This window comes from Nonomuraea basaltis, assembly GCF_005893125.1.
In the GTDB taxonomy this organism is placed as follows: domain Bacteria; phylum Actinomycetota; class Actinomycetes; order Streptosporangiales; family Streptosporangiaceae; genus Nonomuraea; species Nonomuraea basaltis.
The window spans coordinates 1-10,836 of record NZ_VCJS01000326.1; the positions used below are offsets into that span (position 1 = coordinate 1).

10 protein-coding genes and 1 pseudogene are annotated in these 10,836 nt (G+C 68.4%); 7 read left to right on the forward strand and 4 right to left on the reverse strand.

What is annotated here, in order from left to right:
* Positions 1 to 73 precede the first annotated feature (73 nt).
* Positions 74 to 1,063, reverse strand: a complete 990-nt coding sequence (locus tag EJK15_RS63470; RefSeq protein ID WP_206062092.1) for an ABC transporter substrate-binding protein — start codon at positions 1,061 to 1,063, stop codon at positions 74 to 76.
* 76 nt (positions 1,064 to 1,139) lie between these two features.
* Complete coding sequence (locus EJK15_RS63475) at positions 1,140 to 2,132, reverse strand: LacI family DNA-binding transcriptional regulator (protein WP_138719958.1); 993 nt, start codon at positions 2,130 to 2,132, stop codon at positions 1,140 to 1,142.
* Positions 2,133 to 2,360: 228 nt separating this feature from the next.
* On the opposite strand from EJK15_RS63475, the gene EJK15_RS63480 reads away from it, so the two are divergent.
* Positions 2,361 to 5,759, forward strand: coding sequence for an alpha-L-arabinofuranosidase C-terminal domain-containing protein (locus EJK15_RS63480; RefSeq protein ID WP_138719951.1), 3,399 nt, complete (start codon positions 2,361 to 2,363; stop codon positions 5,757 to 5,759).
* A gap of 87 nt (positions 5,760 to 5,846) precedes the next feature.
* On the opposite strand, the gene EJK15_RS63485 is transcribed toward EJK15_RS63480, so the two are convergent.
* Positions 5,847 to 6,599 carry a metallophosphoesterase gene (locus EJK15_RS63485; protein ID WP_138719952.1) on the reverse strand — a complete coding sequence of 251 codons (753 nt, stop codon included), beginning with the start codon at positions 6,597 to 6,599 and terminating at the stop codon, positions 5,847 to 5,849.
* A gap of 207 nt (positions 6,600 to 6,806) precedes the next feature.
* On the opposite strand from EJK15_RS63485, the gene EJK15_RS63490 reads away from it, so the two are divergent.
* The 5 genes from EJK15_RS63490 (at position 6,807) to EJK15_RS63505 (ending at position 8,938) form a co-directional block, all read left to right on the forward strand.
* Complete coding sequence (locus tag EJK15_RS63490) at positions 6,807 to 7,010, forward strand: DUF4236 domain-containing protein (RefSeq protein WP_138719953.1); 204 nt, start codon at positions 6,807 to 6,809, stop codon at positions 7,008 to 7,010.
* A 165-nt stretch (positions 7,011 to 7,175) separates the two neighbouring features.
* Positions 7,176 to 7,415 (forward strand): hypothetical protein, encoded by a 240-nt coding sequence (locus EJK15_RS78225; protein ID WP_420847179.1) that lies wholly within the window; start codon positions 7,176 to 7,178, stop codon positions 7,413 to 7,415.
* Positions 7,416 to 7,470: 55 nt separating this feature from the next.
* Positions 7,471 to 7,881: a VOC family protein gene (locus EJK15_RS73820; RefSeq protein ID WP_206062093.1), complete on the forward strand. Its 411-nt coding sequence runs from the start codon at positions 7,471 to 7,473 to the stop codon at positions 7,879 to 7,881.
* Between the two features lie 12 nt (positions 7,882 to 7,893).
* Positions 7,894 to 8,415 carry a nucleoside-triphosphatase gene (locus EJK15_RS63500; protein ID WP_206062094.1) on the forward strand — a complete coding sequence of 174 codons (522 nt, stop codon included), beginning with the start codon at positions 7,894 to 7,896 and terminating at the stop codon, positions 8,413 to 8,415.
* A 16-nt stretch (positions 8,416 to 8,431) separates the two neighbouring features.
* Entirely contained in the window at positions 8,432 to 8,938 is a 507-nt protein-coding gene (locus EJK15_RS63505; protein ID WP_138719955.1) for a P-loop nucleotide/nucleoside kinase family protein, read from the forward strand.
* Between the two features lie 54 nt (positions 8,939 to 8,992).
* On the opposite strand, the gene eat is transcribed toward EJK15_RS63505, so the two are convergent.
* A complete protein-coding gene (gene eat / locus EJK15_RS63510; RefSeq protein WP_240778004.1) occupies positions 8,993 to 10,441 on the reverse strand; it encodes an ethanolamine permease in 1,449 nt (482 codons plus the stop codon).
* A gap of 226 nt (positions 10,442 to 10,667) precedes the next feature.
* Between eat and EJK15_RS63515 the strand changes: the two are divergent.
* Positions 10,668 to 10,836 (forward strand): annotated as a pseudogene (locus EJK15_RS63515) (glutamine synthetase); the annotation flags it as partial.

Below are 10,836 nucleotides of genomic sequence, written 5' to 3' on the forward strand. Positions count from 1 at the left end.
GGGTCGGGGTGTGGGGCGGCCCGGTCGCTGGAATGGGAGGACCGGGCCGGCCGCGGCCGGCCCGGTCCGGCGATCAGTACTGGCGGGTGGACAGGACCTTCTTGGCCTCTTCCTGGGTGAACACGGTCTCCTCGGTCACCACGCGGGCCGGCACCTGCTCGCCCTTGACGACCTTCTTGGCCAGGTCCATCAGCTGCGGGCCGAGCAGCGGGGAGCACTCGACGATGTAGTTGATCTTTCCGTCGGCGAGCGCCTGCATGCCGTCCTTGACGGCGTCCACGGTGATGATCTTGATGTCCTTGCCCGGCACCTTGCCGGCGCCCTCGATCGCCTCGATCGCGCCCAGACCCATGTCGTCATTGTGCGCGTAGAGCACGTCGATGTCCGGGTTGGACTTCAGGAAGGCCTCCATGACCTCCTTGCCCTTGGCCCGGGTGAAGTCGCCGGTCTGCGAGGCGATGATCTTGAACTTCGACTCGGCCCCGATGGTCTCCTGGAACCCGGCCTTGCGGTCGTTGGCCGGCGCCGACCCCGTCGTGCCCTGCAGCTCGACGATGTTCACCGGGTCGGTGCTGTCCTTGTACTCCTCCACCAGCCACTTGCCGGCCTTGCGGCCCTCCTCCACGAAGTCGGAGCCGAGGAAGGTCTTGTAGAGGGAGGTGTCCTTGGAGTCCACGGCGCGGTCGGTCAGGATGACCGGGATCTTCGCGTTCTGCGCCTCCTTGAGCACCGTGTCCCAGCCGGACTCCACCACCGGCGAGAAGGCGATGACGTCCACCTTCTGCTGGATGTAGGAGCGAATGGCCTTGATCTGGTTCTCCTGCTTCTGCTGGGCGTCGGAGAACTTGAGCGTGATGCTCGCGTTCTTGGCCGCGTCCTGCACGGACTTGGTGTTCGCCGTCCGCCAGCCGCTCTCTGCCCCGACCTGGGAGAAGCCCATGGTGATCGTGCTGTCGCCGCCACCGGTGGTGTTGGCGGAGGTGTCACTGCCACCGCTGCCGCACGCCGCCACCGACATCGCGGTGAGCCCGGCGAGCACCAGCCCCGAGATCCTCTTGAACACGTGGGGGGTTCCCTTCTGATGTGAGCGCTAACAGCCCTGATCGGGCGCCAGCGCCTCCTGCCTACAAGTACGACCGCTATCTGTTTCCGGGCGCCCGGACCGTACTGGCCCGGAGCACGAAGCTCGGCGGCACCACGAGTCGCTCCCGCTCCTCGGGGCCCCCTTCGAGCTGCCGTACGAGCACCTCGATGCTGTGTCTTCCCACCGCGTCGAAGTCCTGCCTGATGGTCGTGAGCGGCGGCGAGAAGTACGCCGACTCGGGGATGTCGTCGAAGCCGACGACACTCACCTGATCGGGCACTCTCACCCCCTGCTCGGTGAACGCCCGCAGCACCCCGAGCGCCATCTGATCGTTGGCGACGAAGACCGCGGTGACGTTCTTCATGCTCGCCAGGCTGCGGCCCGCCTCGTATCCCGAGCGCGGGCTCCAGTCCCCGGTGAGCGGCTGCGGGGCCTCGCGGCCCGCCTGCTCCAGCGCGGCCCGCCACCCGGCCACGCGCCCCTCGGCCTCCAGCCAGTCGGAGGGGCCGCTGACGTGCCAGACCGTCTCGTGGCCCAGCGACAGCAGATGCTCGGTGGCGAGCCTGCCTCCCGCGACCTGGTCCACGCAGACCACCGACAACTCCCCCGCCTCGCCGCCCTCGACGGCGACGGCGGGGATGCCGAGTGGCACGTCGGCCATGGACTGGGCGGCCGAGCGCTGCGGCGCGACCACCACGACCCCGTCCACGCCCTGGTCGGCCAGGTAGTCGAGGGCGTCGCGGACGCCGCCCTTGTCGATGGACTTGAGGCTGACGATGCTGACGAAGTAGCCGGCCGACCTGGCCGCCTGCTCGATGCCGTACACCGTGCTGGCCGGGCCGTACAGCGTGGTGTCGAAGCTGACCACGCCGAGCGTCCTCGACCGTTTGGTGACCAGAGCGCGGGCGACGAGGTTGCGGCGGTAGCCGAGCTTGTCGATCGCCTCGAGCACCCGGGTGCGGGTCTCGCTTCGCACGTTCGGATGATCGTTGAGCACGCGGGAGACGGTTTGATGCGACACACCCGCCTCCTTGGCCACATCGGCCATGACAGGTAGGCGGCGCCTCAGGGTGGATCCCACTGCGTGCTCCTTTCCTGGCCTGGGCACGACTGTGAACGTTAACAACCGGTCTCGTCAAGAGTCGCCGGATTACGGTCGGGTTACACGAAGCGCCACTTGACGGGGTGCACGGGCAGTCCTTAACTTGTCGCGAATCCCTGTTGTTAACGCTCACTTGAATGTTAGCGCTAACAAGACTTGAGGAGCCCCCCACTCATGATGCGAATCGCCCTATCAGCCCTGCTCTTAGCGGGACTAGTGGTCGCGCCGCCGGCCGCCGCGCTGGCGGATCCCATCCCCGAAGGCGCCGTCGTCGACCAGTTCGACGGCACCACGCTCGGCGAGGACTGGACGGTGCTGTCGCCGGACAGCTCCCGCTGGTCGGTGTCCGGGAGCGCGCTCCACGTGGACACCCTGACCGGCGACACCCACCAGGGTACGAACAACGCCAGGAACCTCTTCCTCGTGGACGTCCCCGCCGGCGACTTCGAGGTGGTCACCAAGTTCAGCGCACCGGTCTCGCTCAATTACCAGAGCGCGGGTCTGCTGGCCTGGCAGGACTGGGACAACTACGTGCGAGCCGGGCTGGCCCACGTCGGGTTCGCCGGCGGGCCCGTGATCGAGACGGCCACCGAGGTCGGGGCCGCCTTCGCCTCGAACTTCGCGGCCCGGCCCGGCTCGACCGGTGAGATCGTCAAGCTGGCGCGGACCGGCGACGAGTTCGTCTCGTCCTACTGGGACGGCACCGCCTGGGCGGAGGCGTCCAGGATGACTGCCAAGATCAACGTCAGGCAGCTCGGACTGTTCGCGCTGTCGGCGCAGAACGGCACGTCCATGCGCGCGGACTTCGACTACATCGCGATCAAGGCGGCTGAGGGCGGCGCCGTGGTCCCGTCGGGGCCGTTCACGCTGCGGGCGGCGACGCTGCCGTACCTGTCGGCCGACGAGTACGGGACGATCCGGGCCTCGACGCGCCCGCCGATGACCAGCCTGGCCGTCACGGCGACGGCCGGCGGCGACGGGGTGACGTTGAAGGACCTGGCCACGGGCAAATACCTGCAGGCCACCGACCGGGTGCGGCTGAGCGGGACCGCGTCGGTCTTCCAGCTCAAGGACGCCGGCGGCGGCAAGGTCACGGTGTCCTCGGGCGGCCAGAACGTCTCGATCAGCGACGGGAAGCTGACCATGGGGACGGAGGCGGCGAAGTTCCGGGTCGAGGCCTACTCCTCGGGCAAACTCGCCGTCGACACCAAGGCCAAGGGCACCGCGGTCGCCCCCAACCTGTACGGGGTGTTCTACGAGGACATCAACCACGCCGCGGACGGCGGGCTCTACGCCGAGCTGGTGCAGAACCGCTCGTTCGAGTTCAACAGCGTCGATGAGCGCTCCTACACAGGGCTGACCGCGTGGACGAAGGCCGAGCGCGGCGCCACCGCGACCCTCGCGGTCTCCTCCGACCAGCCGCTGAACCCCAACAACAGCAACTACCTGCGGCTGGAGGTCACCGGCGAGGGCACGGCCGGGGTGAGCAACGCCGGCTTCAACCGCGGCCTGCCGTTGAAGGCGGGCGAGCAGTACGACCTGTCGCTGTGGGCCAGGCGCTCGGAGGCCGGCCCGCTGACGATCACCGCGGAGACCGGCGGCACCGTGCTCGGCAAGGCGACCGTGCAGGTCAACGCGGGCGGCTGGGCCAAGTACACCGCATCGTTCGTGTCGTCGGGCACCACCGACGCGGGCCGTCTGATCGTTCAGGCTCCCGCCGGCCGTACCGACCTGGACATGGTCTCGTTGTTCCCGAACGACACGTTCAAGGGGCGCGAGAACGGCATGCGCGCCGACCTGGCCAAGATGATCGCCGATCTGGAGCCGCGGTTCCTGCGCTTCCCCGGCGGCTGCGTGACCAACGTCGGCACGTACGACCCGTACTCGGACAAGCAGGACCGGCGCCGCATCTACCAGTGGAAGGAGACGATCGGCCCGGTCGAGGAGCGGCCGACCAACTTCAACTTCTGGGGCTACAACCAGACGTACGGCATCGGCTACTACGAGTACTTCCAGTTCGCCGAGGACATCGGGGCCGAGGCGCTGCCGGTGCTGTCGGTGGGCGTCAACGGGTGCGGCGAGAACCGGCCGCTGACCGACGAGGCCAAGCTGGCCAGGTGGGTGCAGGACACGCTCGACCTGATCGAGTTCGCCAACGGGCCCGTGACGTCGGAGTGGGGCAAGAAGCGGGCGGAGCTCGGGCATCCGAAGCCGTTCGGGCTGGACTACATCGGGCTCGGGAACGAGGAGATCTACCCCGAGTTCTTCGCAAACTACCCGAAGTTCGCCAACGCGATCAGGGCCGAGTATCCCGAGATCAAGATCATCAGTAACTCGGGTCAGACGTCGCAGGGCGCCTGGTTCGACCGGATGTGGCAGTTCTCCCGCGACCAGAAGGCGGACCTGGTCGACGAGCACTACTACAACAACCCGGACTGGTTCCTGGCCAACAACCGCCGCTACGACTCCTACGACCGGAGCGGGCCGAAGGTGTTCGTGGGCGAGTACGCCTCGCGCGGCAACACCTTCTACAACGCGCTGGCGGAGGCGTCGTACATGACGGGCCTGGAGCGCAACGCCGATGTCGTGGAGCTGACCTCGTACGCGCCGCTGCTGTCCAACGTGGACTACGTGGACTGGGCGCCCGACCTCATCTGGTTCGACAACGACCAGGCGTACGGCTCGCCCAGCTACCACGTCCAGCGGCTGTTCTCCACGAACGTCGGCGACCGGATCCTGCCGAGCTCGTTCGAGGGCGAGGCCAGGCCGGCCGAGGACATCAAGGGCGGCATCGGCCTGGGCGCCTGGCGCACCCAGGTCCGCTACGACGACGTGAAGGTCACCGCGGCGGACGGGACCGTCCTGCTCTCGGACGACTTCTCGGCGGGCGCGTCCCAGTGGACCCCTGGCTTGGGGACCTGGGCCGTGCAGGACGGCGGGTACATGCAGACGGCCGAGGTGGAGGACGCCAGGTCGACGGCGGGCTCGGCCGACTGGTCGAACTACACGATGGAGGTGACCGCCCGCAAGACCGGCGGGTCCGAGGGCTTCCTGGTGATGTTCGGGGTGCGGGACACCGGCAACTACTACTGGTGGAACATCGGGGGCTGGAACAACACGCAGTCCGCCATCGAGAAGGCCGTGAACGGCGGCAAGTCCTCGATCGCCACCTCCACCCACACGGTCGAGACGGGCCGCGACTACCACCTCAAGATCCAGGTCGCCGGTCGCAAGATCACGGCCTGGCTGGACGGGCAGAAGGTCGGCGAGTTCGTGGACAGCGGCACGGTGGAGCCGCTCTACCAGGTGGTGTCCAGGGACGGGAAGTCCGTGACGCTCAAGGTCGTCAACGCCCAGGAGACGGCTGTACGCGGCCGTGTCGACCTGGGCGGGGCACAGGTCGAGCCGACGGCCACGGTCACGTCGCTGACCGGGACGCCGTCGGACTCGAACTCGATCGCCGAACCGGATCGGGTGGCGCCGGTGAAGTGGCAGGCGAACGGCTTCTCCTCGGCCTTCGCCTACGACTTCCCGGCGCACTCGGTGACGTTCATCAAGCTCACGGAACGCTGAGGCAGGGGAGCGGCGCCGTTCACCCAGGACGGCGCCGCTCCACGTGACCTGGCCCTTGCACCGTGGCGGGATGCTGATGGAGGTCGCCTACTGGATCACCCGGTAGTGGGTGGTCATCCGGCCTTCGTCGTCGAGGACGTGGAACGCGATCGAGGGCGGCAGGTCATAGTCGGCGCAGGTGTCCGGCGTCGTCGCGCCCTCCCACGGCAGCTTCAGGGTCGAGATGACCCCCGGGGCCACCAGCAGCGGGCGGCCGGCGAAGGTCGTGGCGGCGGCCGTGTGGGCGTGGCCGACCAGGACGGCGACCACGTTCGGGTGCCGGGCGACCAGCTCCGCCAGGGGTTCGGGCCGCTGCAGCCTGATGGCGTCGACGATCGGGCTGTGCAGGAGCGTCGGCGGATGGTGGAACGCCACGAACACCGGCAGGTCGCTCTCCTCCAGCACGCCCTCGAGCCAGGCGATCGTCTCGTCGTCCAGGTGTCCCGGGTTCTGGCGGTGCGGAATGGACGAGTCGCACATCGCGTAGACCGCCTTGGCGCTGCGATACACCTGGTTGATCGGCCCGGCACCGGGGTCGGGCTCTCCGAGCAGCACCCGGCGGAACTCCTCGCGTACGTCGTGGTTGCCGGGACCGACCAGGACGGGGTGGCGGGAGGTGAGCAGCTTGCGCGCCTCCTCGTACTCCTCCGCGACCCCGTGGTCGGCGATGTCGCCGGTGACCAGCACCGCGTCGAGGTCGGCGGGCAGCGAGTCCAGGTAGCGCATGACGGCGTTGGCGCGGTCGATGCTGCTGGACGTGGCGCCGATGTGGATGTCGCTCACGTGAGCGATCACGATCATGGCTGGGTTCCTTCCCGTTCGGCAGGCTCGCCTACGTTATGCCCGTTGATCGGACCAACCGTAAGATCCAGTTCTGCGAGGAAAGGCGGAGCCAGTTCGGAACGCCTGCCCGCCCGCGCCGGAAGCCCTGGCGGAGCCGCTCGCGGAACTCGGCGGGCGCGCCGGTCGTTCTCCCCCATGAGTACGGCGGCGAGCCGGAGGAGGAAAATGGGCTGGCACTACAGGAAGTCGATCAAGCTGGGGCCGTTCCGGATCAACCTGTCGCGGCACGGCGTCGGCCACAGTTTCGGCAACCGGCGTTTCCACGTCACGACCACTCCCGACGGCCGCCGGCATGTGTCGGTACGTCTGCCCGGCGGCTTCCAGGTCGGCAAATCGTTCGGACGCCGCAGACACCACAGGCATTACTAACGCGGTCGCTGACCGCTTGAGATAGGACGGGCCGGAGGAGAAACCTCCGGCCCGTCCCCTTTTCTGACGCCCTCCGGTGCCTCGAACGCCAGCGGCCCGGCCATCCTGGGCGACCTGCTCGGCCTGCCGGCCCGTTTCCGTACGGACGATCGGGGTGGCGGCGTCATCCAGGACTCGGCGTCGAGCGCGAGCCTGGTCGCCCTGCTGGCCGCGCTGCACCGGGCCGGCGGCGGTGAGGTCGCCAAGCAGGGCGCCACCCGGCGGTACACGATGTATGTGTCGTCCCAGACGCACTCGTCACTGGAGAAGGCGGCGCGGGTCGCGGGGCTGGGCGCGGCGGGGGTTACGGGTGGTGGAGGTCGATCCCCGTACCCTGGCCATTCCCCTGACAAAGTGCTCATTTGATGAGCACTTTAGCTGGAAGGATCGCAGTATCAGGAACCGGAGAAAAGGAACCGACATGCTGCGAGGATTCGCCACTCTCAACTTCTACGCCGCCGACTTCGAGGCGGCCAAGAGCTGGTACTCCGAGCTGCTGGGCATCCAGCCGTACTACGAGGTCCCGGGCGCCTACGCCGAGTTCCGCATCGGCGACTACGGGCACGAGCTGGGCCTGATCAACAGCCGCTTCGCCCCGGAGGGCGCGGCGGACGGGCCGGCGGGCTCGATCATGTACTGGCACGTGGATGACCTGCAGGCCACGTTCGACCGGCTGCTCGGCCTGGGGGCAAAGGAGTACCAGCCCATCACCGAGCGCGGCGAGGGCAAGGGGTTCGTCACCGCCTCCATGATCGATCCGTTCGGCAACATCCTCGGCATCATGCGCAACCCGCACTACCTGGAGGTGCTGACCAAGGACCGGCGGGTCTGACATCCTTGACCCGTGTCGCGCCCGCACATCATGCTCACCGCCCCACCCCGCACCGGCAAGACCACCGTGATCCGCCGCCTCGCCGAGCTGCTGGCGGCGGCGGGCGTGCCGGTCTGCGGCTTCCTCAGCGACGAGATACGCGAGCACGGCCGCCGGGTCGGCTTCACGGTCGAGGAGTTCGGCGGGCAGAAGACCGTCATGGCCCATGTCTCGTGGGTGTCCGGCCCGCGGGTCGGGCAGTACGGCGTCAACGTGCCCGCGTTCGAGCGCGTCGCGCTGCCGGCCATGGAGCGGGCGGTGGCCACGAAGGGCGCGGTGGCGCTCATCGACGAGATCGGGCCGATGGAGCTGCTGTCGCCCGCGTTCATGCCGCGGTGCGTGTCGCTCTTCGCCGCCGACATTCCCGTCGTGGCCACCGTCCACCAGCGCAGCCGGCAGGCGTTGAAGACCCGCATCGAGGCGGAGCTCATCACGGTGACCCCGCAGAACCGCGACGAGCTGCCCCACACGCTCAGCCGGCTGCTGTCGCCCTAGAGGAGCGGGCAGGGACATGCGTACGACGCGGCCGGGGCGGTTGATCCTGCTGTGCGGACTGCCCGGCGCGGGCAAGACCACGCTGGCCCGGCGGCTGGCCGGCGAGCTCCCGGCCATCCGGCTGTGCCCGGACGAATGGCTGGCGGACCTCGGCATCGACGCGTACGACGAGCAGGCCCGCGACCGGCTGGAGAGACTGTTCCGGCGGCACGCGCACGACCTGCTGCGGCTCGGCCAGACCGTCATCCTCGAGTTCGGCTTCTGGTCGCGGGCGGAACGCGAGGAGCTGCGGCTCGCCGCGCGGGCCCTGGGCGCGGCCGTCGAGCTGCGCTATCTCGCGGCGCCGCTGGAGGAGCTGCATAGCCGCCTGGAGGGTCGCAACGCGACCGGCGGCCGGGGCACTGTGCCGATCAGCCGGGACATGCTCGACCACTGGGCGACGCTGTTCGAGCCTCCGACGCCCGATGAGATGGCCCTGTTCGACGAGCCGGCGACGTCGCCTCGCGAGGACACGGCCGGTTGACCGGCCGCGCTGCGACGCATGCGCGACCGGTCGACGACCTGACCCCCTGGTGGCTTACGCCAGTTCGGTCTCGGCGCGGGCGATGGCCTCGAACTCCTCCTCAGGCGCGTTGGCGACCAGGCGGTGCCGGCTGTAGAACCAGAAGTACGCCAGCGCGGCCACGAAGATGGCCGCCACGATGAGCGCGGCGATGACGTCGACCAGGAAGACCGCGACGAGGGCGGCCACGGCGAGCACCAGGGCGACGCCGGTGGTGACCACGCCGCCCGGGGTGCGGTACGGCCGGGGCATGTCGGGCTCCCGCCGGCGCAGGACGATGTGCGAGACCATCATCAACACGTACGAGATGGTCGCGCCGAACACGGCGATCTGGATCATCAGGTCGCCCGCCTCGGTGATCGCCGCGAGGAGGAAGCCGATGGTGCCCGGGATGATCAGGGCCAGGTACGGCGTGTGCCGCCGGCCCGTGACCGACATCCACCGCGGCAGATATCCGGCCCTGGACAGCGCGAACAGCTGCCGGGAGTACGCGTAGATGATCGAGAAGAAGCTGGCGATCAGCCCGGCCAGGCCGGCGTAGTTGACGAAGTCGGCCAGGAAGTTGTCACCGCCGTAGGCGATCCTGATCGCCTCGGGCAGCGGGTTGCCGCTGGCCATCATGGCCTTCGAACCGGCCGTTCCGGGGACGAGCACCAGCATGAGCGCCGCCGTGACCAGCAGCACGAGCATGCCCGCGATGATGCCCTTGGGCATGTCCCGCCTCGGGTCACGCGCCTCCTCGGCGGCCAGCGGCACGCCCTCGATGGCGAGGAAGAACCAGATGGCGTAGACGATCGCGGCCCAGACGCCGAAGACGCCGAACGGCAGGAAGGAGCTGGCTCCCGGCGCGTCGGTGACCGCGATGTCGAACAGCTTGGCGGTCTCGAACTTGGGCACCATCCCGATCACGAACGCGATCAGCGCCACCAGGGCGATGCCGGTGATCACGAAGGTGATCTTGAGTGCCTCGCCGACGCCCCACAGATGCACGCCGACGAAGATGAGATAGGCGACCAGGAAGACGGGCCACCCGCTGGTGAGCCCGAACAGCCCGAGCGCCTCGACGTAGCCGCCGATGAAGACGGCGATCGCGGCGGGTGCCACGGCGTACTCGATGAGGATGGCCACGCCGGTGGCGAAGCCGCCCAGGGGGCCGAGGGCACGGCGGGCGAAGCCGTACCCGGCGCCCGCGACCGGGATGCTGGACGACAGCTCCGCCAGCCCGAACACCATGCAGGTGTACATGATCGCCATCAGCACGGTGGCGATGAGCAGGCCGCCCCAACCTCCCTGCTCCAGCCCGAAGTTCCAGCCGGCGAAGTCACCGGAGATGACGTACGCCACGCCCAGTCCCGCGAGCAGCACCCACCCGGCCGCTCCCTGCTTGAGCTTGCGCTTTTCCAGATAGTCGGCTGAGACCGACTCGTAGTCGGCCCCACGGACGTGTCGTTTCTTGTCAACCAACGTTGCCACCTCCGGCACGGCCGACCGCATCCAATGGGCTACGGCCGGACCAATAACTCTTTCGCAGATGCTTCGCCCACAGTGCGTGGTCCGTCAAGGCCGGAAATGTGACGATCGGGTAAACCAGCGCCAGATGAGGCGAAGTATTGACAGGGTGAAAAAAGTAGTGCTTGCATGCCTCTATTGGTCTGATTCCAGACTTTTGGTGGAAGGGGCGCCCGTGGGCCTGTCAGTCGAGGAACTCCGCTCCGAGGTCGAGGCCGGCACGATCGACACCGTGCTGCTCGCGATCGCCGACATGCAGGGCAGGTTGCAGGGTAAGAGGCTGTCCGCGCGCTATTTTCTCGATGAGGTGCTGAACCACGGTTCTGAGGGCTGCAACTATCTGCTCGCGG